Origin of the sequence: Bacillus coreaensis (assembly GCF_050586445.1) — a bacterium.
GTDB classification, from domain to species: Bacteria; Bacillota; Bacilli; order Bacillales; family Cytobacillaceae; genus Robertmurraya_A; species Robertmurraya_A coreaensis.
In genome coordinates this window covers 150,638-175,802 of sequence record NZ_JBOCCY010000004.1, presented here as the reverse complement: position 1 = coordinate 175,802, position 25,165 = coordinate 150,638, and the positions used below count along the sequence as shown (strand labels likewise).

The following is a 25,165-nucleotide window of genomic DNA, read 5'->3' as shown; positions in this document are numbered from 1 at the left end:
TGTTTTTGTTGCTATAATGCCGTTTATGAAAGTGCTCAGATATGCGGAGACACGTTTATCGTGATGTTAGTGACCTTTCAAAAAATAATTCACCCACTTGAAAATTTTGGTAAATGTCTCTGTTAAAGAACAGTGTTGATATTTGAACTCTTTCCGAAACCTTGATATAATGAGAACGTACATTCGACTCGACAGAATGCTTAAAACACCATAAAAAGAGTTTTTATTAACATCATTTGTATTTGCAATGACAGAAACGTGCGATAGCTTACGACTATCGAAATTCGATGCGCAGTCCTTATTGAGCTATCGTAATCGGTGTAGCAATAATCAAAAATAAGGATTTTTCGATCATGTAAGTAGCATGAACCAAGCTAGGATTTTAAATATTTGAAAAGCTTGAATTACGAGAGGTTTTTAATAAAAGCGAAAAGAGGAATATAATTGGAAAATTTGGACTTTAGTAAAGCTGTTGAGCGTTCTAAACAAATAAGAAAACTATATCATCATTTAGAAAGACAGCATCATGAGAAAGAATGGACTGTAGAAGAGGATGCATTAGCTTTTCTTACGGATGCAGGTTTGATTGGTCGTCTAACAATGTCTCAACAAGGTCGTTGGACAACAAATGGAGACACTATACCTGAACTTGAACACAAACTTGGTGAATGTATGTGGTGGCTGACCGTTTTGGCTGAACGCATGGATATTGATATTAGTGAAGCATTTGATAAATTCTTATCTAAAACTGAAAAAAAATTAGGGAATTAATTTCAAAACCCATTTGGAATAATTTAAAGTCAAGAATAACAACTATTTTTATAGAAAACTGCCATAAAAAAACATATAGAAGGTGGTCGATTGGACTGCATTCTCTTTGCTGTTATTTCTATCGAATTAAGGCTCGATTCTGCATTCCAATCGACATTACACAAAAAATCGAGCAGCCAATAAAGCTGCTCGAATAGTGAGGGGGAGTGGGGCGGTCATTGATTCTATCTAAGGGAGAAAATATGAGGATTATTTTAGTATCTTAAGTGCGTTTCTCGTATCGCACATTCTAACTGAGCGATTCTCATTTGTAACAGAGAGATATGTTCATGGGATTTACCCACGAGCTCAATCAGCTGTTCCACTACATGTTCGTTCATTTGTATCAAGGAGCAACGACCTCTCTTTCTGGTGGAGGAGTTGGAAGTGGGATTTTTGCGGCCCGGTCGTCTTCTCTTCTCGGACCGATAAATCGAACGTTTTCAGCGACCACTTCGGTTACATACGTTCTTTTCCCCTGTTGATCATAGCTGCGTGTCTGGATTCTGCCGGTAATGCCAATGAGGGAGCCTTTTTTACAAAAGGCAGATGTGTTTTCGGCGGTTTTTCGCCATAAGGTACAATGAACAAAGTCTGTGTCCACCTCTCCTTTTTGGTTTCGATATTGTCGGTTTACTGCGAGGATGATATTGCAGACATATACTCCTTCTGGGGTCACTCTCAAATCCGGATCTTTCGTCAACCTCCCTACCAATGTCACTTGATTAATCATCTTTCATCTCCTCTCCAATTGATGCTCTTATCATAATTGGAAAAGGATACCTATGTAAAATAGTCATGGTTCAATTTTCCTATTTATTTCCCATGAATTTTTCATCATTCCCTTAGATAAAAATGCAAATTTGTCCTCTAACTACCTCTCCAAATTATGATTTTCACCTTTTCAAAAGTTTTTTTCGACAAAGCTATTTGTTCAACGCATAGGCAATAAGGACTGTTCCCGCAAATTCCACCCACCCTCCTGTAAAAAGAAGGATTCGCTTTTGTTTCTCCTTTTCCTCCGGAGTTAGTACACCGATTGAATCGAGGATCGTACCTAACGTAATCAGACTCAATCCAGCCAACTCTAGGTTTGGTGCCGTTCCTTCTCCGACTTGGGCAACACCAGTTGCTTCTAGCGCCGCCCCCATCGATTGAATCGTGCTTCCTAATGAATTGAACCTTGTATTCTCTTGTGAGGGGCTTTCTATTTCCATATTGGTTGCCAAACTATTAATCGTATTTCCACTTGCCTGCAAAAAGGTTCCGACCATCCCAAGGACATTCTTCTCTTCCTCCGGCTCATCCATCAGCTTTAACCGGCCAACTCCTTGCAAGGTATTTCCAACCGCTTGTACCGCATTGCCATCACGTATGAGCTTCTTATTGATTTCTTCCACTGGATGAGCCCCCGTTTCCCCAACGGCCGAAATGAAAGCACCTATCGCCAATAAATTGGCCCCAACCACATTTAATTCTTCACCCTCTAAATACAAAGAAATCACCTCTAAACTAGCTCATGCTAATATCTTATTCATAGAGCTTTTCCTTGACCATTTCGCATGGATTTTTTCAAAAGGAAGCAGAATTCGCTTTCATCTCTGCATATGTTATAATTTAGGAAAGCTTGTTCGGGAGGTATCAAAATGAAAACGTTCAAATTGATTTCTTTACAAATCATTGACGACAGTGAAGCACTAGATATTACTCTCCATGACGGACTAATTATCAACAAAGAGGACGAAAGAAACAGATGGCTAATTGAAGCGTATGTAGGTGCTAACTATCATGATTTTTTTACGAAGCTTCTACAATCGGAAAAAGAAACACCAGCGCAAGTTGTCATATCCAAAAAGGAAAACGATCCTGCCAGTTTTACCACTAGGGTTCTTTCTGTGAAAAAAATCGATGGTCGTCTTTCTGTTTTATTTGAAGGCTTTTTAAAAAGATCGAAAAATTACGCAGAGCTACTGTTAAGTGACCTGATTGACAAAGGATTAAGCGGAGAAGAGCTATTACGCGAATTCCGTGAAAAAATGATGACCAAACCCAAATTAACTTCTACCTCATAAGAAAACGTCAACGAGCATTGCTTGTTGACGTTTCATTTACTTCCTTACCTTATCAACCATAAACTGAAATCCATATAAAAAGAACGATTTGAAAAAGAAGTAAAGAAAAAATTGGGGTTGACTGATTTTTTTTAACCTAGCTACTTTTAAGCGGGCTAAAACCCGGATCACAATAAAGGCAAAAAAGGCGTTCATCCCTGCATTCAGTAACAAAAACTTTCCTAGGTTTCCGTAGGTCCACTTTAATATCCACATAGAAGCCACGATAAACGGACCAATATTAAAAGACATTTCCCCCGTTACATACGATTTAGGTTTATTATAAAAGACCCACCATTTTTTCTTTTTTGCATATAACACATTAATGGCTTCAAAGGTTACAGCAAAGATCGATGCAGGCAAAAATCTCTTAATATTTTGTTTTCCTAAAAACAACACCGTGGCCCAAGAGAGAATCACCATGATCACATTAACTGTCCATTGCTGTCTCAATTTCATGATCAGAAACTCCTTTTTTCCTTAGAGTTTCCTACAACCCATGTTTTTCATTCATACTGTAAAAGCTCAGAAACCGTCACAAAAGTGTATCCTTTCTTTTTCAAAGCTTCAATAGTTGGCCCCACCGAATTCAAGCTCTCTTTCCGACTTTCATACATCACATGCAGTAAAATAATCGAACCAGGCTCAACATGCGTCACAATATCATCGGTTATTTTCTTAGAATCAGCGGCAATGTCTGGATCGGTCTCTGGCTCCCTATTCCACATAATTGTTGGTCGATCATGCTTATTCAAGTAATATGGGAGGAACAATAGTTTTTTTCCAAAAGGAGGTCGAAACGTAATCTCACCTTCGTACCCAGCTGCCCGAATCCACTCATCCGTCGATTCGATTTCATTTTTTATAAAGCTTAGTGATTTTAACACCATCCGCTCGTGAGAATAGGTATGGTTGCCTATTTCGTGCCCGTCCTGCACAACCTTTTTTGCCTCTTCCATATTTTCTTCAATTTCTACTCCTGTTAAATAGAAGGTCGCTTTTATCCCTTTTTCTTCTAAAATGGACAGAATCTCATCGGTATGAACCCCTGGCCCATCATCAAACGTTAATGCGACGACTTTTTCTTCCGTCTCTACTTTTTCGACTATGCCTCCAAAAAATTGAAAGCTTCGAGATTTGGATACTTGAAATAAAGAATAACTCACCGCTATTAGTATTAGTAAAACAATCAAAAGCTTTTTCATATATCCTCCAAAAAAATAGACCAAATCCAATGATTCGGCCTCATTTAATCTATTCCTTTTTGTCTCCAAGACCAAACATAATTTCCACTTCACATACAAGTTCGCCCTCTACCGTAGCAACCGCTTTGCCTTTGCCAAAAGTGCCGCGTACTCTTGTCATTTCGACTTCTAATCGAAGCTGATCACCAGGTACAACTTGGCGCTTAAAGCGACAGTTATCAATTCCTGCAAAAAATGCCAGACGGCCTTTATTTTCTTCTTTAACGAGCATCGCAACGGCTCCCACCTGTGCAAGAGCTTCTACAATGAGAACACCAGGCATAACAGGAAACTCAGGGAAATGTCCGTTGAAAAACTCTTCGTTCGCTGTCACATTTTTAATACCGATTGCACGTTTTCCTTCTTCAAGCTCTAAAATTCGGTCCACTAGCAAGAATGGATAACGATGCGGAATGATTTCTTTAATTTGTTCTATATTCAACATGAGATTTAGTACCTCCTACTAATACTAGGTTTTATATATACTATTGTATCGGAAAGCCAGTAGGAAAAGCAAACAAAAAAAGCAGTCAAATATTTGACTGCTTTCTGCTTATTTATCACTATTCACCAATTCAACGATATGCGTCCACGTTGATTTGTCAAACACATCCTTGGCTTTGCCATTACCCATGACGCTGTATCCGACCATTACACCTGATACGGTACTTACAACAAGTAGAATGGCAACGATGATAACCCGAAGCCAGATCGGAATCAGACGAACGCGAATTCGCTTTCGGCCTTCCTTCAGCGCTTTCTCCTTTTCTTCTCTGCGTTCCTTTTTTCGCTGCTCGCGTAAGGAAACAGCTTCCTGGTTACTATTGTTTACAGCCATGGTTGATTCCCCTTTTAACGAATTCCGTTCACAAGTCCCATCATCTGATCTGCAAGTGTCACGGAGCGAGATTGAAATTGATATGCACGCTGAACATTGATTAGCTCAGTCATTTCTTTTGAAAGGTCCACATTCGATTGTTCGAGCGCTCCCTGTTGAAGGCTGATTTCTGCTCGTAGCCCTCCATTTAGCTCTGTTAATACTTCATCTTCAGCCACATTTGCTGGAAGACCAAGTAAGTTTCCACCACGTTGCTCTAAGAATTGTGGCTTGTTCACACGAACTACTCCAAGGTTAAACACTTCTGTCGCTCCTGCCGTTTTCGTTACCGTTAACTGGCCATTCGCATCGATATTATAATCCTTGGCTTCACCATTTATTGTAATCGGATTATTATTTTCGTCAAGTACTGGCAATCCATCGCCATTAACAAGCATCACTTCTGTATCGGAAAGAGGCGATAAATAAAGCGCACCATTTCTCGTATACTGAACTTCATTTACTCCATTAGTTTGAACAAGTACTTTAAAAAATTGCCCTTCTTTTGTAAAAGCCGTATCTAGTGAGCGATCGGTTTGTTTAAGTGCTCCCTGAGTCATAACGAGTTGAGCCTGTCCAAGCTTTGCTCCTGTTCCTTGGCGGATACCATTGGGAGTCAGTCGGTTCACTTCTTTATTCGCACGCTCTTGGTTGTTAAACTCTTGAACCAATAGATCGGTGAAGGTAGCTTCTCTTCTTTTATAGCCATTTGTATCTACGTTTGCCATATTATTAGAGATAATATCCATTTGCTTTTGAAGCTGGGATAATGTATTTGTCGCTGTAATCATCGTACGATTCATGAATGAGTGCCTCCTTCCTTATCCAATTCTTCCAATTTCATTCGCTGCCTTGTCCATGCTCTTATCATACGCTTGAAGCACCTTTTGGTTGGCTTCGAAAGCACGATATGCCGTTAGCATATCTGTCATTGTACGGCTCACATCGACGTTAGAGCGTTCTAAATACCCTTGCTGCAGTTTAAACTGAATGCCATCTGTGTCAAAGGCATTGACAAGTGGATTTCCATCTTCTGTGCGGTATAACCCATCGCCCTCTTTAATCATTCGCTGTGGATTTTCTGCAAATCCTACTCCTAGGCGAGCTGTTTCTCCATTTGCACCGGTGATAAGGCCATCTTCACTTACTGTGAACTGATCGCTTGAAAGCTGGATCGGTTGTCCCTGATCATTTAGGACTAGGTTGCCACTAGAAGTCGTCAAAAACCCTTGTCCATCTAATGTAAAGTCACCATTACGAGTATATTTTACCGTTCCATCTGCACCTTGTACGCTATAAAAAACCGATCCTGCTAGGCCATTTTGCGCATTAGCCGGCATATACACATCAACTAGTGCAATATCCGTACGTTGCTCTGTTGCTTGTAAATCGCCTTGAATGAACTTCGGAACAGCTTCCTGCATATATACACCCGTATTTATTGCACCAATCGTCGTTCCGGTCGTAAGGTTTAACCCTTTTTCAGTTGGAATGGATAGCGAATCATACCGTTTTAATAGCATCTCAGGAAACGCACGCATGGATGCCTGGTCCGCCTTAAATCCTGGAGTATTCGCATTCGCCATATTATTAGAGAACATCTCTGTTCTTCTCTGTTGGGAGATCATACCTGACGCAGCCGTATAAAACCCTCTAAACATCTTGTCACCTCTTCATTTTCAACTATCTATATAAATATCAGAATATATTTCAAAACCACACTTACTTTCTATTATAAAAAAAAATGTCGAAAAGCACATTATGTTTTTTCAGGAAATTCGAAACCTCGGTGACAGACACCACAAAAAGACAAATCACCCCATTTTGTCCACGGAGGGTGTCTGTCACCAAAGAAAGACAGATTGGTCACTTTTGTCCGTCTGGGGTGGACACTCATCAGACTGTCCGCCTGAGGTGGAAAATTGGGTTGTTTTGTCCACGAAGGGTGACAGACACCCTAAGACGTCAAACGAAAGGCACTTCCGGACGGAAGTGCCTTTTGTTTGGTTTTAGCCTAGTCTTCTGCGTGGTAGGCGGTCGATGTTATCAAGCATGATGCCTGTTCCGATCGCTACGCAGTCCATTGGGTTTTCTGCTACTAATACAGGAACCTTCAGCTCTTCGGAAAGAAGCATGTCGATGCCGTGTAGTAGTGCTCCTCCACCTGTTAAAATCACTCCACGGTCAATGATGTCCGCAGATAATTCTGGTGGTGTTCTCTCAAGAACAGATTTTGCGGCTTGTACAATAACAGCCACTGATTCGCGAAGTGCTCCTTCGATTTCTTCTGAACGAACCGTAATCGTGCGTGGAAGTCCTGATACCATGTCACGCCCGCGAATTTCCATTTCCTCTGAACGAGAACCTGGGAAAACCGTCCCGATATTGATTTTGATATTCTCTGCCGTACGCTCACCGATCAATAATTTATATTGACGCTTGATATAATGAAGAATTTCGTTATCAAACTTATCTCCAGCCATCTTAATAGAAGAAGAAGTAACGATATCACCCATAGAAAGAACAGCAACGTCTGTTGTTCCGCCCCCGATATCAACAACCATATTTCCGCTTGGCATGAAAATATCCATCCCAGCGCCAATCGCTGCTACCTTTGGCTCCTCTTCTAAGTATACCTTCTTCCCACCGCTCTTCTCAGCCGCCTCTTTAATTGCCTTTTGCTCCACACTTGTAATGTTGGTTGGGCAGCAAATCAAAATGCGTGGCTTAGATAGAAAGCCTTTCACATTTAACTTATTAATAAAGTGCTTAAGCATCGCTTCTGTTACGTCGAAGTCAGCGATTACTCCATCCTTAAGTGGGCGAATCGCAACGATATTCCCTGGTGTACGTCCAACCATCTTTCTCGCTTCTTCACCAACGGCAAGCACACGATTCGTATTCTTATCTATAGCCACAACTGATGGTTCATTTAACACAATGCCGCGGCCTTTCACATGGATCAGTACGTTAGCTGTTCCTAAATCGATTCCAATATCTCTCGCAAACATCCTTCTCATTTCCTCCTTGAAAGGTAACAATCGTATTCGTGCTCTTCTCATATATATCATGGGTTAAATTCTTATTAAAAACTCGGTGTGTAGGAAAAGAGACTTACCTATTACGAACCTAATGTCTCTAATAGAGTATTTTATCACAAATTGGTAAATTACAATAATAATTTGTCAAAAAGACAGACAAAATGTCAAAAAAACTTTTGAATACGAAAGTTCACTATCCTTTTCTATGTAAAACAAGGTCAATACACGTATTATCTGCACCAATCGCCGGATCATCACAAACAAAATAAAAACCCTCCATACATTCATGGAAGGTTTTAAAAATCACTGAACAGGCTCGCCTTCTAGTTCTTCTTTCTTATACTTCATTTTTGTCGCTTCTCCCCCGCGCAGGTGGCGGATCGATTTATGGTAATCTAATATGTCCTTCACTTCGTTTGCCAGTTCTGGGTTTATCTCGGGTAGTCTTTCGGTTAGATCTTTATGGACTGTACTTTTGGACACGCCAAACTCCTTCGCGATTACGCGAACTGTTTTTCTCGTCTCCACGATATACTTTCCAATCTTGATAGTTCTCTCTTTGATGTAATCGTGCACACCACTCGCCCTCCCTAAATTGGATGTGAGAAGTGTGAAATGAGACCCGCTTCCGCTTTTGGTGTACTGTTACCCGCACAACATCCATTATTATTTTCAAAAAGAAATTTCTTCTGAGCATTGTGTGCGGCAGAAAGTGTGACACTTTCTAAACGTTACAAGGAATAAACATGTATGGAACTAAATCTCGCGCATTTGCAAACGACTCCTCACCTCATACACTCTCTTTGTAGGTTTGTAACCATTTTATTAGCTTGGTTGAGAATATATGCACGAAAAACACAATAGGGACAAGGCTTATTGAAAATTTTTTGAAAAATCGGACAAAAACGATCTATCCTCACATATTTTTTTCGTAATAAATGTTACAAAATCGTCAAAAACAAGTTAAAAGGACCATTCGATATAAAGGACAAGCAACTATCATTTACCGGTCATTTTGACCCTGTTGCCGTAAATTCTGGAAATACCACCCAAAAGCGTAGGTCGTATTATGCCAAAAACTTTCACAGTTTGTTGAAAAATAGGTGAAAGGTTTGAAGAACTCTGTAGAAATTTTAGAGAGGTTATCCCTATTGTCTACCCAGGGACATATTACGTAGAATGAGGTGAATTTATACATAAATATTGGTTTTACTACTACATTTTGGGGAGATATTATGGACTATTCAAGAAAAACAAGGATTCAAAACGAAAGAAAAGCTGCTTCAAAGGCAAACCGTCGTAAACTTGCTGGTGTGACCATGATGGCAGCGATTACAGCTTCATCCTTATTTGGATCTGGTATGAAGTCAGCAAAAGCAGAAACAGAAGCAGGCTTCTACACCGTTCAAAAGGGTGATACCCTTACACGCATTGCCAAACAATACAATGTAAGCGTAAACGAGCTGATGAAGGAAAATAAGCTGGCTTCCGACAAGATTTATATCGGACAAAAGCTTGAGGTTCCTACTCACCTTGGGGAAGAAGAGGACTATGAAGAGATTTCCTTTCAATCACACAAGGTAGTTTCCGGAGATACGTTATATCGAATTTCTGTCAAATACGGAACAACGATTTCAGAACTTAAAAAAGCAAACAAACTATCATCGGATACAATCAAAATCGGACAAAATTTACTGATTCCAAGTAAGGAAAAGGAAATATCACAAAAAGCAAAGCAGCTTGCGAAGTTTTATACCGTTGCACCTGGAGATACCATCTATGGCTTAGCAAAGCGCTTTGGTACGTCCATTGATGTGTTAAAAGGACAAAATGGCCTAAATACAGAAATGATCTTAATCGGACAAAAATTACTGATTACTGAAGCACCTATCACCACAAGAGCAAAGGTAGTTGGTGCGATTGACAAGTTTACCGTCGAGTTCCAAACAGCCACTTCAACACTTCCCTTAAAAGTGTCTTACGGAACGGCTGAGGCCTATCAGAAGCTATCAGGTAAAGAGTACATTCTTTCCTATAAAAATGGTGCGTTAGTATCTATACAACCGGAATAAACGTAAGAGCATGGGGTTTTCCCCATGCTCTTACAGCTGTAACGAACGCGCTTGACTCTCTGTTGCCTTCACCAGCTCCCCCCATGTACGATAGCCGCGATCGCGAAATTGTTGGATAAGCTCCACAAATAAATACGCCGTTGTCTTCGCATCACCTACTGCATGATGCCGCTCATAAATTCTTGTTCCAAACGCACGCGCATATCGCTCGAGGTCGCGCATATCATAGGACGGAGCAAGAAACCCGATCAGATCAAGTGTATCAATCGTAAAAGTCCCCTTTAGCCCGATCCTTTCTCGTTTCAATTCATTTTTCAACACAAGCGTGTCAAAGCTTACATAATGCCCAACCAAACTCACCGTTTCCTGCTCTCTCACATACGAAAAGAAATCAGAAATGGCCTCAAATGCATAGGGTGCACCAGCCACTTGTTCATTAGAAATAGACGTCAATTCCGTTATTTCCCGAGAAATTTGTCGAGATGGATTCACATAGGTTTGAAAGCTTGAAGCCTCACAAACCTTAAAACCGTCTACTAGAACCGCCCCAATTTCTATCAATCTGTCTGATGTAGCTATTTCGAACCCTGTCGTTTCCGTGTCAAAAACGACAAATTTCAGCTCTTCTAGTGGAGTGGATAACGGTATTTCCTGATATAGAAGCGGGCAAGTGAGTGATTTTCGTAGAAAGAACATCTCTTCCCTCCTTCTATACAGTAAAATTAGCAAACACTTGGCTTTGCAGCTCTTTTAATGATTTTAAACTGAGAATAAGCTCTTCTTTTTCACGTGTTGATAGTCTAGCAAACTCGATATGGGTCCTTCCTTGCTGCTGCCAGCGCTGAGTGACATACAGACGCAATACCTCTTCCACCGCCTGCTTCAAATCGTTAGCAAACACGTCCGAAAGAACCCCTTTCTCTTTTAAAAAGACGATCTTGTCTATAGACGTCCCAGACACTCCCCCATGCAAAAGAGTGAGAATTTGCAAGCTATGATGATAAGGAAATAACACTTCCTTTTTCATATCAAGCTGCTTTCGCTCCAGCTTGAATAATGACCTTATCGGTTGATCTAGAGTCGGAATCACATGCTCTCTCTCCACTTGAGACAATCGATACAAAAAGATTTTGGAGCGCTGTAATAGCTCTCGTATTCCCTCTTCGAATCTCTCATGCAACGTATGAGATCCTGTTAAAAAGCGATACGAAAAGAAGTTTTGCGCTAATAAGAGATGGTCATTCGTCGCTTGCAGCATCCACCCTCTGACCCTTTCCTGCCACTCAGAGATGGTCCCACGCCAACTCGTCTCACTACACATCATCAAACCAATACACCGGGCATATCCTGCTTTTTCAAGCATGTTTGTCATCTCCATGCCTAATCTTGTAAAATACTCCTTGTACTCTTCCTTCTCGTAAACAAGAAAATGATCCTGATCCGTGAGCATAAACTGCTCCCCACGGCCCGCACTTCCCATTTGATATAAAGCATAGTGACAGGGAACCTCTTCCCCTAGCTTATCGACTGAAAGCTCCACTGCTCTCTTTACTAGTCGATCGTACAACTGTGTCACAATCTCTAACGTTTTTAACATAGGAATCTTGTCTTTAATAAGCGTTTCAAGTATGTCATAAATCGCCTTTTTCACAGAAACAATTGTCTCTTCCGTGCATTGCTCGATCTTTTGAATCGTCTTCATCACATTTTCATTCTTTTTCCGTAATAAGTCCGATAACGTAACCACGCCGAGGAGTTTTTCACCTTCTACGACCGGCAAATGCTTGATTCCTCTTAAAAGAGTTAAAGATAACGCATCATAATAATAGGAGAAACGTGAGATCGTAACCGGATGGGGTGTCATGACATCGCGCGCGACACAATCCAGAGATCGTCCTGCCGCAATTACCCGCTCAACCATATCTCGTTCTGTAATGATTCCTTCAAGTCTCCCATTTTCCGTTACTAGTACAGAGCTTGTGCGCTCTTTAAACATCAGAAGGGCTGCCTCTTGAACCGTTGTTGTCGGGGAAACACTCACTACTTGTTCCGTCATCAAATCTTGAACGCGCAGCATAAACGCATCTCTTTCCCCAAAATCACGTGCAAGCTGAACCTGCTCTGCTAACGAGGCATAAATATCCTTAAGCCGCACACTCACCTGGGCTAATAAATAATCATGCACATTGGGGTCATTCCACCGCTTGGCAATGACGGTAAAAGGGATATAAAGGGCTTTGCACGGTTCGACCGCTCGTACCTCCACTTGAGTGGCTGACTCCTTGCCTAGTTTGGAGGCACCTAAGAAATCAGCCAAGCTAGAAAAACCAATCAACTCCCCTTTTTGAACAATCTCTAGCACTTCCTCCTGCGTCCTGTGCTCATTTTTTATATACACTTCAGCAATCCCCGATAAGATGAGGAGCAAGCCGTCACGCTGCGTTTCTTTTTTCAGCATCGGTTCGTGCTTTTCATACATCCGCAGCTCACAAAGCTCGATAAGGGAAAGGGCCGTACGAACATCCACCCCTTGAAAAAAGGGGTGAAACCGTACAGCCTCAAAAATGGTTTCATTATAGTTGTTTGGTTCCATCGTTCATCCAAACCTCGCCATTCTTATACACCATCTGCTCTGGATAGCGTAAGTCAATAACTTCCTCCTGGATTTTCTGAGATGGAGCTTCCGTTGATAAAGAAACGATAATATTCGTTAGGAACGCCGCAGCTGCTCCAAACACTCCCGCCCCTGTATCAATTATGCCTAAAATCGTAAATCCACCGTATTTTGCGGCAAAAATATACGTTAACGTCACACCCAAGCCGACTAATAATCCAGCGATTACTCCTTTTGCATTCGAACGCTTCCACCATACCCCAAGAACAAGTGCTGGGAAGAATGTTCCTGTTGCAAGCGCAAACGCCCAAGCCACAATCTGTGTAATGGCTCCCGGTGGGTTAAGTGCGATCAACCCTGCAAATAAAGTCGCGATAACGATCGACCAGCGTGCAACAGAAAGACGTTTCTTTTCAGTAGCATTCGGCTTCAACACACGGTAATAAATATCATGTGCAAAGGAAGAGGAGATCGCAATCATCAATCCACCTGCCGTTGATAAAGCCGCAGCCATCGCACCAGCAGCTACCAAACCGATGACGAATACACCTAGGTTGGCAATTTCAGGTGTCGCCATAACGACGATATCGTTTGAGATTACTAGTTCGCTCCACTGAAGAATGCCATCACCATTAGCATCCGCTACCTGAAGCTTTCCAGTGTCGACCCATGTTTTTGTCCAAGCCGGAAGCTCCGCAATTTTACTACCAGCCACTTTTGTCATTAAAATAAAGCGTGAAAACGCCGCATAAGCTGGTGCCGATAAGTATAATAATCCGATGAAAAGCAATGCCCAAGCTCCTGACCAACGTGCCGCTTTCATCGTTGATACCGTATAGAAACGAACGATTACGTGTGGAAGTCCAGCCGTTCCAGCCATAAGTGTAAACATAAGAGCAAGGAACTGCCACTTCGTTCCGTTTGTAAATGGTGCAAAGTATTCAGAAATGCCGAGCTCCCGGTCGAGTTCACCCATTTTTCCAACAAGCTCCCCGTATGATAGCCATGGCATTGGGTTGCCTGTAATTTGTAAACTCATAAAAATAACTGGAATCAAGTAGGCAATAATTAAAATAATATACTGAGCTACCTGCGTCCATGTAATCCCTTTCATTCCTCCGAACGCCGCATAGAAGGCAATTAACACAACCCCGATCATCGTTCCAAGCTTCGCATCGATTTCAAACAGTCGGCCGATAACTACCCCAGAGCCTGACAGCTGACCGATCGAATACGTAAAAGAAATAATAATTGTAATGAGAGCCGCAATGACACGAGCCGTATGACTGTCAAAGCGGTCACCAATAAATTCAGGAACCGTGTAGCGACCGTACTTACGTAGCTGAGGAGCAAGCAAGAACGTCAGTAATAAGTAACCGCCCGTCCAACCCATGATATAAGCAAGACCATCGTATCCGAGTAGCATGATCGTACCCGCCATACCAATGAATGAAGCTGCACTCATCCAATCCGCCCCAATGGCCATCCCGTTAAAAATAGGTGGTACCCCGCGTCCGGCTACATAGAAATCAGAGGTTGCCTTCGCCTTGTTATAAATGGCAATCCCGATATACAGGGCAAACGTCGCTAAAATGATCGTTAATGAGACCAAGAATTGTGTATCCAAATGTATTCCCCCCTATTGATTGATTTCGTCTTTTTCTATTTGAGACCCCCCGAGCATTCCACTTTAATGCTCAAACACTTTTCCAGAACTGATTTGTTCATTTTTGCTCTCATCAATTCCGTATTTTTTATCCACATTGTCACTAAGCTTCGCATTAACAAATAGTAAAATGATAAACGTAATCACTGCCCCTTGAGCTCCCATGAAATAATGGAGTGGAAATCCATTAATGGAATACTGACTTAGTGGCTCAGCAAAAAAGACCACCCCAAAAGAAACGAGAAACCAGACGATAAAATAAATAATAATATTGCGAGTTCTTTCTCGGAAATAACGATCGGCTACTTCTTTATCAATTTTCTTCACACTTACACCCCCATGAAAAATGATGTTCCTGTGCGTGTCTAGATGAACTGTTTTTTTGTAAAACATATCCTCCTTTCTATTCAAAAAAATGTATATGAACTTTTACCCGCCAGTTATGCGAGAAAAAGCCAACAACCGTACTAGCTTAAGCTGAAGATAAATTTGATGGTATCAATGAATGGCATAGGAACTAGAATGATTTGTACGATAAAGTAGACGAAAATGGATAGGAAAGGAATGACTAAGAAGAAGGGTCTTTTCTTTTTAAATGCAAAAAACAAACAAACGACAGAGATGAGAAGTAAGCCAAAAAAGATCATTTCTTGCCTCCTTTTATGTGAAAGCGTTAACAATTTTTACTTTTCTGAAATTTTACGAAAATTCAATATTTATTATCTACATAAACTGTCTCTTGGTCAAGTAAGACTAGCCATTAAATTTTCAGAGGGCTTGTCGAAATTTGAAGATAGAACTAGGAAACACAGCATTACCAATACTTTCCTTTTAAAACATCCGTCGAAAACTTTTTTCTTTCAAAGAGTTTATCATATGAGTTATCACTATGTTGAAATTAGAAACCCCAACCAAAAAGGCAACATAAAAAAAGCATGTGAAAAGCTCACATGCTCAATGTCTTAATCATTATTTTAACGGCTTCATGCAAGTCTCTTGAGGACCAGCTTGGCATCGCTTTTTTCTCATCGATCACAAGTTCGTGGGAGGCCGGAACATGTACAAAGCCAGCTGGAATATTTAGTTGCTTCTCGTTTAACTCATGTAAAACGGTATACATCACATTGTTGCATAAATACGTACCCGCACTGTTGGAGATAGATGCAGGATAAGCTTTCTCATTAAGAGCATCCACTAGCATCCGAATAGGAAGCGTAGAAAAATAGCCGTCCGCTCCCTCTTCAACGATCTTAGAATCTACTAAAGCTCTCCCGCTATTATCCGCTGCCCCGTCGCGACAATTAATGGCAATCCGCTCTGGTGTTATTTCCGTTCGTCCAGCAGCAAGGCCTAGCGACAGGACCGCATCAGGATCAAACTCACGAACCGCTTCCAATATCGTCACTGGTGCTTTTTCAAAATCTACCGGCAAAAGTACCCCCTTCACCTCGTAATCACCAATTTGTGCTCCATCCAGTCTTAACACGATGTCCTCTGTTGGATTGATCGGATGATTTAGAAACGGTTCAAACCCCGTTAACAATAGCTTTTTCATAGAGAAGTCTCCCCTTAATAACTAGCAATGCTACCGTCCGTACGTTTCTCCGTACCTCCCGTAAGCACGCCAGTCTCTGGATTGCGAACAATTACCTGACCTCGACCAAATCCGCCAGAATCATGAGCAACAACCATCTCATGTCCTTTTCTCACTAGACCCTGAACCAGATGATTCGGGAAATCATGCTCTACTTCTATTTTCTTTCCTGATATCCATTGCCATCTAGGAGCATCCAGCGCCGCTTGTGGATTGAGGTCATAATCAATCATATTCATCGCTACCTGTACATGACCTTGTGGCTGCATATATCCACCCATCACACCAAACGGTCCGACTGCCTCGCCATCCTTCGTTATAAAACCAGGAATGATCGTATGATACGTCTTTTTCCCAGGAGCAAGCGCATTTTCGTCCTCCTCAATTAATGAGAAATCATGGCCACGATTTTGCAGTCCGATCCCTGTGTTTGGAACGACGATTCCAGAGCCAAAGCCCATATAGTTGCTTTGGATAAAAGAAACCATATTTCCTTCCCCATCAGCAGTCGCCAAATACACCGTTCCACCCTTTGGAAGAGTGCCTGGTTCTGGTATTTGAGCTTCGTCTGTGATTTTTTCGCGCGCCTGCTCGGCAAATTTCTCTGAGAGCATATCTGAAACTCTTGCCTTCATCGTGGTTGGATCTGTAATATACGTTTTCCCATCCGTAAATGCCTGCTTCATCGCTTCTAATTGCAGATGCAATCCAGTTAAATCTTCACGATGTGAAAACTCGTAGCCTTTTAATATATTGAGTGCCATAAGCGCAACCAAGCCCTGTCCGTTCGGTGGAATTTCCCACACATCGTAGCCTCGGTAGTTTACACTAATCGGATCGACCCACTCTGCTTTGTAGGCTGCTAAATCCTCTTTTCGTAAAAATCCTCCATGAGCCTTAGAAGCAGCGTCGATTTCATCTGCCAATCGGCCTCTGTAAAAACTTTCAGCATTGGTTTCGGCAATTTCTTGAAGGGTATTTGCATGATCCTCCGACTTCCACATCTCACCGATTTGTGGTGGCTTTCCATCTGGAGCAAACACGCGGAACCATTCTTTGTATGGAAGGTCATTTCCAAAGCGTTTCTGGTAAATTTTATAAGCACCAGCCCAATACTTCCCAAGCGTTGGGGAAACTGGGTAGCCATCACGTGCATATGAAATTGCCGGTTGTAACACTTCCGTTAATGGCAAACGTCCGAAGCGTTTGGAGAGCTCCGCCCATGCAGAGGGTGCACCAGGTACCGTGACGGGAATCCAGCCGTGCGATGGCATTTGTTCATGCCCAAGCTCTTTCATTTTTTCAATCGATATTCCTTGCGGGGAAGGTCCGCTCCCATTTAAACCGTACAGTTTATCTTTGATCCAAACAAGTGCAAAGGCATCGCCACCAATGCCATTTGACGTTGGTTCAACCACGGTTAAGCACGCCGCTGTCGCAATCGCCGCATCCACGGCATTTCCGCCCTTTTTTAGCATATCTAGCCCTGCTTGTGCTGCCAGTGGCTGAGATGTCGCCACCATGCCATTTCTAGCAATCGTCGCCATTCGCTGCGATCGATACGGATATGTAAGGTATGACAAATGAAACTCCCCCTATTAAACTTCGTCTTTCGAAATATTATACGATAGATTTTGAATTTTTCCAATAATTAAGAAATTGCTAACTAGGGTGTCTGTCACCGCACGTGGACAAATTTTGGTTTTTGTCCGTCTCAGGTGGACATTTGATAACAAAGTTCCTTCTCCTCAACAAAAAAACCCGCACATGGCGGGTTTCCTCATTTCATAACCTATGCATCAGAATTATCTGTGCTGTCAGTTCCTTCTTCAGTTCCAGGAGTTTCTTCTTTACCAGAATCTGTTCCTTCTTTTTCAGTAGACTTGTCCGCATCTTCTTCTTCAGCAGCTTTCTTTTCTGCTTCATCATCCGTTGCTTCCTCTTCTTCTTCTACTGCATTTGGATCATCTTTTCCGCTGTTTTCCATATCAGACACATTAACATCTTTCAGTGCACTTAAAGGCTTTTGGAAGTAGTCAATTGGATTTAGAGCGACTCCATCTTTGCGAATTTCAAAGTGTACGTGAACGCCAGCTTCTTCATTAACAAGGCTTTCACCTGCAGTTGCGATTGACTTACCTTGCTTTACTTCATCGCCCACTTTTACTTTGATGTCACTAACTGATTGATATTGTGTTACAATTCCTTTGTCATGCTCAATTTCAATCACATTTCCAAGCAGGGAATCGTTATCAACCACTTTCGTAACGGTTCCGCTAAGAGCTGCAACAACATCGAATGCTTCCCCGTCTTTTTGCACAATATCAATACCAGTGTTTGGATGGTATGAATTGTCGTAGAATACTAGGGCTGCTTCTTGCTGTTCTTCTGAGCCGTTATTATCATAGAATTGCTTTTGAATTTCGACTTTGTTTGGATCTGTTACCGGCATTACAAAGTTTTCCATTGTACGTGATACTTCAACAGCTGGCTCATTGAACTTCTTGTCTGTAACGTCAGTAGCCTCGTTGTTGTACCCAAACTTGTCTGAGTCTGTTGCACCGTTTTGATACCATAAAACCGCGGTTAAAATGATCGCTGCGCTTCCTAGATAAATTGCTGGGAATGCCCATCTTTTCTTTAAAAAGCGCTTAACATTTGAATCTTGAGAAGATCGTTTCTTTTCTTCCTCTCTCATTTATCATCACCTCAGCAACCAGTTTGAACAATGTGAGAGAAATATATACCTTGTGATAAAAAAATTTTTTAGACTTATTTTTCGACAAAGCTTTTACAATTATTCATGATAGGAGAATGTTTTATGAAAAAATTTCTTTGGGCCCTTCCCCTTGCATATATGGCGCTCATTTGGACACTTTCCAGCTTCCCGGCGGACGAATTCGTCGCACTAACTGATTTGTCCCTCGATCGTATCATTAAAGAATCATTACATCTGGTTGAATTCGGTATTCTGTATCTTTTATTCGCCCTTGCACTATATGGAAATGGTCAGCTAACAAAAAAGACGAGCCTACTCTTTGCGATCATCGCTTGCCTGTACGGGGCACTAGACGAAATCCACCAGTCCTTCGTTCCCTACCGCTCCGCCACGTGGATTGACCTTGTAAAGGACGTCATTGGTGTCACCGTAGCTTATTATGCCGTTAACCGTTTTTATCTTTTGAAAAAAAATAAGCTAGAGCAAAAGCTCTAGCTTATTTCTGGGCAGTAATCTTCGTGAGCAGATCGTTTGATGATACGACTTCTACTCCTTGATAGTAGTACTTCGCGATATCTACGTAGTTCTTGCCTTCTTGCGCCATTCCATTCGCCCCGTATTGGCTCATACCCACGCCATGGCCGTATCCCTTTGTATTAATTACGATTTGATCGCCTTTTCGCTCCCACGTAAAGTCGGTGGATTTCAACTCCAGCTTCGTACGAATGTCTTGCCCTGTCAAAACCGTGCCACTAAAATCCACTTTGCTGACTCGGTTACTGGATGTTCGTTCAACCACTTTCCCAATTGTATCACCTGAGCCAATCTTTACTCCTAACAAGCGTTCAAAGTCTGCCACTGAAACGACCTTTTGTCCGTTAAATTCCTTTGAGTTCACATCCCAAGGGCTCTCAACGCTTTTTAAATAAGGAAGTGCCCCTTGCCAGACTGATTCGGCATTTTCAGTGTACCCATTACTAGTTGAAAAGAACGTTGCATCGATTGGGCTTCCCTCGTAGGTTAGTATCTGTCCGCTCGTTTCCTGTACAGCTTTACGGATCTTCTCTATTTTCCAAGAATAATCCTTGCCCCAAATTTTCCGAAGCTCTTCTTCATTTTTAAATACTTGGTGCTGTACCGTATCCGTCACGATCGCCCCGTCAGGTACCTCTAGCTTTTCCGAGCTGATCATTTGTCTCACGATATAGGTTCTGGCTGTAAGAGCTTGTGCCTTTAATGCTTCAAGTTCAAACGTGGCTGGCATTTCCGATGCAACGACGCCCGTTACATAGTTATCGAGTTCTAATGTCTCAACCGATTCTGATGCCGTACGGTAGACAGCAACTTCTACAGCCGGACCCGTTGGTGGTGCTTCAGCTACCGTCTCTTTAGCGGTTTCCTCTCCAAGTTTACCACTTACCTTACCCTCTGAAAAAGGGAGCACGACGAGTGTAGGAATCATGAGTGTGACGACGAATAGAATGGCGGATACGATTACAAATGGTTTTAGTTTCATTATGCTTGTGCCTCCAGTACGCATTAGGTAACAAGGAATATGTAGTCCCGTCTCCATTCATACATATGGACTTGGACAAGCAAATATGACTTTTTCTTCTTTCATGAAAGTTCTTTACTTATACTTTATTGCTTTTTGGAACATAAATTTATTGATTGTGCTAAGTTTCCGCTGTAAATAGCTTAAATTTAATAAGAAAAGAGCCTGCAAACTAAATTTTCCAGCGCAAAATAGCTATTTCCACGTTAAAATCTGCTTTAAGATTTTAACAATAATCTTTTCGAATACAAATTTCATGAATAAAAACATCATGGAAGCATCACAATATTCTAGGTGGTCATCTTTTTTATGTAATAAAAATGTAAAAAACCGCAGAGTATGGAATACTTCTACGGTTTACATTTTCGAATATATATTTATTTAAGCATTCATATCGCTAACGTATGTTTCTTGGATTGTTTCAACAACTTCTGTCACACGCTCGATATCTGCACCAAGTGCTGCAAGCTTATGATGGAAGTCAACATACCCACGGTCCAAATGCTTAAGCTCTGTTACACGAGTAATGCCATCAGCCACTAGCCCTGTTAAAATAAGCGCAGCAGCCGCACGTAAATCTGTTGCAGCAACCTCTGCTCCTTGCAGGTTAGATGGTCCATTCATAATCACTGAACGACCTTCAATTTTAATATCAGCATTCATACGACGGAATTCTTCCACGTGCATAAAGCGGTTTTCAAATACCGTTTCCGTAATCATACTTGTTCCTTTTGCGTGAAGAAGTAATGCCATCATTTGTGATTGCATATCTGTTGGGAATCCTGGATGTGGCATTGTTTTAATATCAACAGCTTTAAGCTTTTCTGGTCCAATGACACGTAAGCCGTCCGCCTCTTCTTCAATAATAACGCCCATCTCTTCCATTTTCGCAATTAGTGAGGTTAAATGTTCTGGAACGGCTCCTCTTACAAGCACATTTCCACCAGTAATAGCGGAAGCGACCATGAATGTTCCAGCCTCAATACGATCAGGAATAATATGATGCTCGCAACCAAATAGAACGTCTACACCTTCAATGCGAATCGTACCTGTTCCTGCTCCTCTTACTTTGGCACCCATTTTGTTAAGGAAATTCGCTAAGTCCACAATTTCTGGCTCTTTCGCACAGTTTTCCATCACTGTTGTACCATTGGCAAGAGTCGCGGCCATCATAATATTTTCAGTCGCACCGACACTTGGGAAGTCTAGATAGATTTTTGCGCCGTGTAAGCGACCTTCTGGAGCTTCGGCTTCAATAAATCCGTTTCCAACTTTTACCTTAGCACCCATAGCTTCGAAGCCTTTTAAATGCTGATCAATTGGACGTGAACCAATCGCACAGCCACCCGGCAATGCAACTCGTGCACGGCCATTTCGAGCTAGCAATGAACCCATTACTAGTACAGATGCTCTCATTTTTCTAACATATTCAAATGGTGCTTCTTCTCTTAATACTCCAGATGCATCAACCGTTACCGTGTTATCTTTAAATCCAACATTGGCATTCAAATAACGTAACACTTCATTGATTGTATATACATCGGAGAGCGTCGGCACATCTTTAATTACGCATTTTCCATCACTTGCTAATAATGTTGCGGCGATCACAGGCAAAACTGCATTTTTAGCGCCTTCTACTTTCACTGAGCCACTAAGCCTTCTTCCGCCGCGGACGATGATTTTTTCCAAGTGTATTCCCCTCCGCGTCCATTTTCTCTATATTAATATTCAATCGTAATGATTGGTGTGCCAACTACTAGGGTAGTCTTTGCGCCCAATCCTTGCGTTCTAAGTCCTACTTGTAGATTCATTTCTTTCTGGTTGCTTGTTAAACTTTCTGACAACATAGGCGAATACGCCGATGTTGATACAAAATTATTTTCGTCTAATGATTCGATCTCTTCCGCCTTAAACTGTGACAGCAATTGATTGACAGTATCAGGCAAAGACGTATTCATCTTATCACTGAATTCGCCTTTTATACAAGAGAAAATTGTTGGTTTTCCTCGAAATATGTCAGAGAGCAGCAATGGTAGTTCCTTTTCAAGAAATTGTGTGGTTTGTTGCGAAAAATTCTCGTCATTCACCTCATAAATGATATACGTTTGAGGGTGCTGATTTGTGAGGGTTGTTAAAACTTGGATTTTTTCCTTTGGACCATGGTCAGTGGTGCTTATACCTGTAGCTTCCCACATATTCGCTTTAGAATTCACGTTCCATGACCATTCAGGAAATTTTTTTTGCAAGTCGTTACCGAACTCCTTCACGTCCTCAAGGCTGGTTAAATGATCCATTTTCTCTCTTGCATGTAGAGACCATTCAGTGATGGGAATTTGTTCCCCTTCCACGACAGATGCAAGTGTTAGTAAGTCAAGCTGTTCTTTAGCTACTATCGTTTTATTCCCAATGTTTATAATGGCAAAACCTGTTAAGCAAAGTATTAATAAGACATAAGAAAGTTTTTTCATCTACAATTCCTCCCCTTACTACCATTGTTACCAGGTAGCTCAAGGTCATACTTAGGAATTGTCGTCACTTTTTGACAAGTCTTATGTAAGATTTTGTGCAGTAACACACAAAGAGAATTGTACTTAAATTTAGACGCTAATAAAAATGTCAGAAGACCTATATTTTACAAATCATTTGAAAGAGTAGTGGTAGTTGTTGTGACCAAAGCAGGTAATCCAGGAAAAAATTACTAACAGTAGAACCAATCACAATGGATAAAAATATAAATAACACTCGTGCTTGTAACACATGGTTCGCTCTTAGTAGTTTTTCGTAATTAATGGACTGTAGCGCCCACCAGGCAAGTGCAATAAAAAACAAATGCGACATAATACTAATCAACGCTTGATGTCCAAATTCTGCGATCATCGGTACTTCTTCTCTCCCTTTGTACAATTGGTCTTTGGGCAAGCCTACCTTTCATTGTATCATTTTTTTAACGAAAACAGAACCACATACCTCATTATTGACGAATGAGGGTCAGGAAAAGTTTCATTTTTTTGAGGGATTTTTATCGGTGGAGGTTTTATGACATATTCAAGCTATGGGTAATCGCGTGAAGCGTCATAAAACCATGGTTATGACCTTATGTATCATGATTTTTATCATTTCATGTCATAAACGGATCTTTATGACGCACACCAGTTAAATTTTCTCCTCTAACACGTCATAAAACCCTCTTTTCCCCACATCCCAGTATTTAAAACCTTACATAAAAAAGAAGAGGGTTCCCCAACCCTCTTCTTGCTTCCTCTATTAAAACCCCATCTTACCGTGTTGTGTAACTAGCAAAAGTCCCCCAACTCTTGCTAGTTTTTCTCCCATTATTACTTATTGAAACATGTCCGAAAAGCCGTTGAAGTGATTGTGCAAGAAATCAAACGCCAAATTCGGGAATAGACCGAATACAATCGTTGCTGCGACCGTAATGACTAACACGACAATGATTCCAGCTGGCAGTTGAATTTTTTCATCGGTTGCTGCTGGTCGGAAGAACATTTGTGTAAAAATGCCAAAATAGTAGAAGTACGAAATGACGGTCGTGGCGATCATGACCGATGCTAGCACATAGTGTGCTGGATCCACATAGAACGTTCCCATAAAGATGTTCAGCTTTCCGATAAAGCCTGCTGTTCCAGGAATTCCCGCTAACGAAAGGAGGAACACTCCCATCGAAACAGCCAAGATTGGTGAACGCTTATAAAGGCCAGCAAATGCACTAATATCTTCATTATCAGATTTTCCACTGATCAGTTGAATGATGGCAAATGCACCAAGATTCATAAACAAGTAAGCTCCTAAGTAAAACCACATCGCGTCAAACATGAACGCTGACAATGCCGCTATCGCTACCAATAGGTAACCCGCATGCGCGATGCTCGAGTATGCGAATAGTCGTTTCACATTACGCTGACGTAACGCAATCACATTCCCGATGATCATCGTCGCTCCTGCAAGCAGTGCGATGTAATCCTGCATCTTAATTAACATTGGATATGATGCGGTACTCGAACCAGATGGTGCCGCCCCGTATACAGTCAATAGAATACGAAGCAATATCACGAATCCAGCTGTTTTGGACACTACGCTTAAAAACGCAGTAACTGGAGTTGGTGCCCCTTGATACACATCCGGCGCCCACATATGAAACGGTACCGATGCCAATTTAAACGATAAACCAACAAATACTAGTAAAAAGGATAACCCAAGCAAGTAGATCTGCTGTGTATCAAAATTCGCTGATAACACACCTGTAATCTCGGTTAAATTGGTTGATCCTGTTAAACCAAACACATAGCTTAATCCAAACAGTGTGACAGCTGTTGAAATTCCACCATTGATGACATATTTCATGGCTGATTCATTGGATGGAAGATGCTTTTTACGAATGCCCGCTAATATATAAGAAGAAAGTGATAAAAGTTCAAGTCCGACAAATAATGTGATTAAGTCTCCGCTCGACGTCATAACCATTGCTCCGAGCAAAGCGGTTAAAAACAAATAATAGAACTCTCCCTTGTATTCATTCATCCCTTCCTTTGGTTCATAGCTGATTGCGAGTAACATAACAAGCGCTGCACCAAGGAGCAGTAACAACTTAAATGCTTTTGCGTATGAATCTAAGCGAAACGTATCATATAAAATACTCGTTAATTCTAAATCTACCAATCCTAATAGTGAGACAAACGCTGCAATAATAGCTGTGAATGCTATCCAACCAAGAATTTTTCGATCTTGGTTTTTCGGCATGAACAAGTCCATGATGGAAAGGACGGTTGCAATACCAAGGATGATGAACTCCGGTGTCATAATTGCCCATTGATACGATAACATTTGTTCAAGATCCATCCTTC

27 protein-coding genes are annotated in these 25,165 nt (G+C 41.4%); 4 read left to right on the top strand and 23 right to left on the bottom strand.

Going from position 1 to position 25,165, the window contains the following annotated elements; genetic code table 11:
• Window positions 1–444 precede the first annotated feature (444 nt).
• On the top strand, window positions 445–771 hold the full coding sequence (locus ACQ5H4_RS08590; protein WP_430774524.1) for a nucleoside triphosphate pyrophosphohydrolase family protein: 327 nt from the start codon (window positions 445–447) through the stop codon (window positions 769–771).
• A gap of 385 nt (window positions 772–1,156) precedes the next feature.
• Here the strand turns inward: ACQ5H4_RS08590 and ssb are convergent, their stop codons facing one another.
• Together ssb and ACQ5H4_RS08580 are read right to left on the bottom strand one after the other, a co-directional pair.
• The gene (gene ssb, locus ACQ5H4_RS08585) at window positions 1,157–1,543 is read right to left on the bottom strand and encodes a single-stranded DNA-binding protein (protein WP_430774523.1); all 387 of its coding nucleotides are present in this window, start codon (window positions 1,541–1,543) and stop codon (window positions 1,157–1,159) included.
• A gap of 193 nt (window positions 1,544–1,736) precedes the next feature.
• Window positions 1,737–2,306 carry a DUF6944 family repetitive protein gene (locus ACQ5H4_RS08580; RefSeq protein ID WP_430774522.1) on the bottom strand — a complete coding sequence of 190 codons (570 nt, stop codon included), beginning with the start codon at window positions 2,304–2,306 and terminating at the stop codon, window positions 1,737–1,739.
• Between the two features lie 150 nt (window positions 2,307–2,456).
• On the opposite strand from ACQ5H4_RS08580, the gene ACQ5H4_RS08575 reads away from it, so the two are divergent.
• Complete coding sequence (locus tag ACQ5H4_RS08575; RefSeq protein WP_430774521.1) at window positions 2,457–2,882, top strand: YwpF-like family protein; 426 nt, start codon at window positions 2,457–2,459, stop codon at window positions 2,880–2,882.
• A 36-nt stretch (window positions 2,883–2,918) separates the two neighbouring features.
• Here ACQ5H4_RS08575 and ACQ5H4_RS08570 read toward each other — a convergent pair whose 3' ends face one another.
• The 8 genes from ACQ5H4_RS08570 to spoIIID form a co-directional block, all read right to left on the bottom strand.
• On the bottom strand, window positions 2,919–3,380 hold the full coding sequence (locus tag ACQ5H4_RS08570) for a hypothetical protein (protein WP_430774520.1): 462 nt from the start codon (window positions 3,378–3,380) through the stop codon (window positions 2,919–2,921).
• 47 nt (window positions 3,381–3,427) lie between these two features.
• On the bottom strand, window positions 3,428–4,126 hold the full coding sequence (locus tag ACQ5H4_RS08565; RefSeq protein WP_430774519.1) for a polysaccharide deacetylase family protein: 699 nt from the start codon (window positions 4,124–4,126) through the stop codon (window positions 3,428–3,430).
• A gap of 49 nt (window positions 4,127–4,175) precedes the next feature.
• Window positions 4,176–4,610, bottom strand: coding sequence for a 3-hydroxyacyl-ACP dehydratase FabZ (gene fabZ, locus ACQ5H4_RS08560; protein WP_119710220.1), 435 nt, complete (start codon window positions 4,608–4,610; stop codon window positions 4,176–4,178).
• A gap of 108 nt (window positions 4,611–4,718) precedes the next feature.
• The gene (locus tag ACQ5H4_RS08555) at window positions 4,719–5,003 is read right to left on the bottom strand and encodes a DNA-directed RNA polymerase subunit beta (protein ID WP_430774518.1); all 285 of its coding nucleotides are present in this window, start codon (window positions 5,001–5,003) and stop codon (window positions 4,719–4,721) included.
• A gap of 14 nt (window positions 5,004–5,017) precedes the next feature.
• Window positions 5,018–5,845 carry a flagellar hook-basal body protein gene (locus ACQ5H4_RS08550; protein ID WP_430774517.1) on the bottom strand — a complete coding sequence of 276 codons (828 nt, stop codon included), beginning with the start codon at window positions 5,843–5,845 and terminating at the stop codon, window positions 5,018–5,020.
• An 18-nt stretch (window positions 5,846–5,863) separates the two neighbouring features.
• Window positions 5,864–6,703 (bottom strand): flagellar hook-basal body protein, encoded by an 840-nt coding sequence (locus tag ACQ5H4_RS08545; RefSeq protein ID WP_430774516.1) that lies wholly within the window; start codon window positions 6,701–6,703, stop codon window positions 5,864–5,866.
• Between the two features lie 348 nt (window positions 6,704–7,051).
• The gene (gene mreB, locus ACQ5H4_RS08540) at window positions 7,052–8,053 is read right to left on the bottom strand and encodes a rod shape-determining protein (RefSeq protein WP_119710224.1); all 1,002 of its coding nucleotides are present in this window, start codon (window positions 8,051–8,053) and stop codon (window positions 7,052–7,054) included.
• Between the two features lie 333 nt (window positions 8,054–8,386).
• A complete protein-coding gene (gene spoIIID / locus ACQ5H4_RS08535; RefSeq protein WP_119710225.1) occupies window positions 8,387–8,659 on the bottom strand; it encodes a sporulation transcriptional regulator SpoIIID in 273 nt (90 codons plus the stop codon).
• A 659-nt stretch (window positions 8,660–9,318) separates the two neighbouring features.
• Between spoIIID and ACQ5H4_RS08530 the strand changes: the two genes are divergently transcribed.
• Window positions 9,319–10,155 (top strand): LysM peptidoglycan-binding domain-containing protein, encoded by an 837-nt coding sequence (locus ACQ5H4_RS08530; RefSeq protein WP_430774515.1) that lies wholly within the window; start codon window positions 9,319–9,321, stop codon window positions 10,153–10,155.
• A gap of 30 nt (window positions 10,156–10,185) precedes the next feature.
• Here ACQ5H4_RS08530 and ACQ5H4_RS08525 read toward each other — a convergent pair whose 3' ends face one another.
• From ACQ5H4_RS08525 to spoIIQ, 8 genes are all read right to left on the bottom strand, one after another.
• Window positions 10,186–10,851, bottom strand: a complete 666-nt coding sequence (locus tag ACQ5H4_RS08525) for a 3'-5' exonuclease (RefSeq protein WP_430774514.1) — start codon at window positions 10,849–10,851, stop codon at window positions 10,186–10,188.
• A gap of 13 nt (window positions 10,852–10,864) precedes the next feature.
• Entirely contained in the window at window positions 10,865–12,748 is a 1,884-nt protein-coding gene (locus tag ACQ5H4_RS08520) for a DUF294 nucleotidyltransferase-like domain-containing protein (protein WP_430774513.1), read from the bottom strand.
• Entirely contained in the window at window positions 12,729–14,396 is a 1,668-nt protein-coding gene (locus ACQ5H4_RS08515) for a sodium:solute symporter family protein (RefSeq protein WP_430774512.1), read from the bottom strand. The genes ACQ5H4_RS08520 and ACQ5H4_RS08515 overlap by 20 nt, the downstream gene beginning before the upstream one ends.
• 63 nt (window positions 14,397–14,459) lie before the next feature.
• Complete coding sequence (locus tag ACQ5H4_RS08510) at window positions 14,460–14,762, bottom strand: DUF4212 domain-containing protein (RefSeq protein ID WP_340905894.1); 303 nt, start codon at window positions 14,760–14,762, stop codon at window positions 14,460–14,462.
• Window positions 14,763–14,902: 140 nt separating this feature from the next.
• Window positions 14,903–15,082 (bottom strand): hypothetical protein, encoded by a 180-nt coding sequence (locus ACQ5H4_RS08505; RefSeq protein ID WP_430774511.1) that lies wholly within the window; start codon window positions 15,080–15,082, stop codon window positions 14,903–14,905.
• 299 nt (window positions 15,083–15,381) lie between these two features.
• Window positions 15,382–15,990 (bottom strand): pyroglutamyl-peptidase I, encoded by a 609-nt coding sequence (locus tag ACQ5H4_RS08500; RefSeq protein WP_430774510.1) that lies wholly within the window; start codon window positions 15,988–15,990, stop codon window positions 15,382–15,384.
• A gap of 14 nt (window positions 15,991–16,004) precedes the next feature.
• Window positions 16,005–17,612: a gamma-glutamyltransferase family protein gene (locus tag ACQ5H4_RS08495; protein WP_430774509.1), complete on the bottom strand. Its 1,608-nt coding sequence runs from the start codon at window positions 17,610–17,612 to the stop codon at window positions 16,005–16,007.
• A gap of 209 nt (window positions 17,613–17,821) precedes the next feature.
• A complete protein-coding gene (spoIIQ, locus tag ACQ5H4_RS08490; RefSeq protein ID WP_430774508.1) occupies window positions 17,822–18,727 on the bottom strand; it encodes a stage II sporulation protein SpoIIQ in 906 nt (301 codons plus the stop codon).
• Between the two features lie 123 nt (window positions 18,728–18,850).
• On the opposite strand from spoIIQ, the gene ACQ5H4_RS08485 reads away from it, so the two are divergent.
• Window positions 18,851–19,243, top strand: a complete 393-nt coding sequence (locus ACQ5H4_RS08485; protein ID WP_430774507.1) for a VanZ family protein — start codon at window positions 18,851–18,853, stop codon at window positions 19,241–19,243.
• A 1-nt stretch (window position 19,244) separates the two neighbouring features.
• Here the strand turns inward: ACQ5H4_RS08485 and spoIID are convergent, their stop codons facing one another.
• The 5 genes from spoIID to nuoN all read right to left on the bottom strand — a co-directional run bounded on the left by spoIID (window position 19,245) and on the right by nuoN (window position 25,160).
• On the bottom strand, window positions 19,245–20,267 hold the full coding sequence (spoIID, locus tag ACQ5H4_RS08480) for a stage II sporulation protein D (RefSeq protein WP_430774658.1): 1,023 nt from the start codon (window positions 20,265–20,267) through the stop codon (window positions 19,245–19,247).
• A 417-nt stretch (window positions 20,268–20,684) separates the two neighbouring features.
• Complete coding sequence (murA, locus tag ACQ5H4_RS08475) at window positions 20,685–21,992, bottom strand: UDP-N-acetylglucosamine 1-carboxyvinyltransferase (RefSeq protein ID WP_430774506.1); 1,308 nt, start codon at window positions 21,990–21,992, stop codon at window positions 20,685–20,687.
• Between the two features lie 32 nt (window positions 21,993–22,024).
• Window positions 22,025–22,771 carry a YwmB family TATA-box binding protein gene (locus tag ACQ5H4_RS08470; protein ID WP_430774505.1) on the bottom strand — a complete coding sequence of 249 codons (747 nt, stop codon included), beginning with the start codon at window positions 22,769–22,771 and terminating at the stop codon, window positions 22,025–22,027.
• Between the two features lie 157 nt (window positions 22,772–22,928).
• The gene (locus ACQ5H4_RS08465) at window positions 22,929–23,180 is read right to left on the bottom strand and encodes a DUF1146 family protein (protein WP_430774504.1); all 252 of its coding nucleotides are present in this window, start codon (window positions 23,178–23,180) and stop codon (window positions 22,929–22,931) included.
• 462 nt (window positions 23,181–23,642) lie between these two features.
• Entirely contained in the window at window positions 23,643–25,160 is a 1,518-nt protein-coding gene (gene nuoN / locus ACQ5H4_RS08460) for an NADH-quinone oxidoreductase subunit NuoN (protein WP_430774503.1), read from the bottom strand.
• Window positions 25,161–25,165 lie beyond the last annotated feature (5 nt).

Excerpts from the sequence above, each read along its gene's own strand:
- ssb (WP_430774523.1), bottom strand. The coding sequence starts at position 1,543 with ATGATTAATCAAGTGACATTGGTAGGGAGGTTGACGAAAGATCCGGAT.
- ACQ5H4_RS08575 (WP_430774521.1), top strand. The coding sequence starts at position 2,457 with ATGAAAACGTTCAAATTGATTTCTTTACAAATCATTGACGACAGTGAA.
- ACQ5H4_RS08570 (WP_430774520.1), bottom strand. The coding sequence starts at position 3,380 with ATGAAATTGAGACAGCAATGGACAGTTAATGTGATCATGGTGATTCTC.
- ACQ5H4_RS08565 (WP_430774519.1), bottom strand. The coding sequence starts at position 4,126 with ATGAAAAAGCTTTTGATTGTTTTACTAATACTAATAGCGGTGAGTTAT.
- fabZ (WP_119710220.1), bottom strand. The coding sequence starts at position 4,610 with ATGTTGAATATAGAACAAATTAAAGAAATCATTCCGCATCGTTATCCA.
- ACQ5H4_RS08555 (WP_430774518.1), bottom strand. The coding sequence starts at position 5,003 with ATGGCTGTAAACAATAGTAACCAGGAAGCTGTTTCCTTACGCGAGCAG.
- ACQ5H4_RS08550 (WP_430774517.1), bottom strand. The coding sequence starts at position 5,845 with ATGAATCGTACGATGATTACAGCGACAAATACATTATCCCAGCTTCAA.
- ACQ5H4_RS08545 (WP_430774516.1), bottom strand. The coding sequence starts at position 6,703 with ATGTTTAGAGGGTTTTATACGGCTGCGTCAGGTATGATCTCCCAACAG.
- mreB (WP_119710224.1), bottom strand. The coding sequence starts at position 8,053 with ATGTTTGCGAGAGATATTGGAATCGATTTAGGAACAGCTAACGTACTG.
- ACQ5H4_RS08530 (WP_430774515.1), top strand. The coding sequence starts at position 9,319 with ATGGACTATTCAAGAAAAACAAGGATTCAAAACGAAAGAAAAGCTGCT.
- ACQ5H4_RS08525 (WP_430774514.1), bottom strand. The coding sequence starts at position 10,851 with ATGTTCTTTCTACGAAAATCACTCACTTGCCCGCTTCTATATCAGGAA.
- ACQ5H4_RS08520 (WP_430774513.1), bottom strand. The coding sequence starts at position 12,748 with ATGGAACCAAACAACTATAATGAAACCATTTTTGAGGCTGTACGGTTT.
- ACQ5H4_RS08505 (WP_430774511.1), bottom strand. The coding sequence starts at position 15,082 with ATGATCTTTTTTGGCTTACTTCTCATCTCTGTCGTTTGTTTGTTTTTT.
- ACQ5H4_RS08500 (WP_430774510.1), bottom strand. The coding sequence starts at position 15,990 with ATGAAAAAGCTATTGTTAACGGGGTTTGAACCGTTTCTAAATCATCCG.
- spoIIQ (WP_430774508.1), bottom strand. The coding sequence starts at position 18,727 with ATGAGAGAGGAAGAAAAGAAACGATCTTCTCAAGATTCAAATGTTAAG.
- ACQ5H4_RS08485 (WP_430774507.1), top strand. The coding sequence starts at position 18,851 with ATGAAAAAATTTCTTTGGGCCCTTCCCCTTGCATATATGGCGCTCATT.
- ACQ5H4_RS08470 (WP_430774505.1), bottom strand. The coding sequence starts at position 22,771 with ATGAAAAAACTTTCTTATGTCTTATTAATACTTTGCTTAACAGGTTTT.
- ACQ5H4_RS08465 (WP_430774504.1), bottom strand. The coding sequence starts at position 23,180 with ATGATCGCAGAATTTGGACATCAAGCGTTGATTAGTATTATGTCGCAT.
- nuoN (WP_430774503.1), bottom strand. The coding sequence starts at position 25,160 with ATGGATCTTGAACAAATGTTATCGTATCAATGGGCAATTATGACACCG.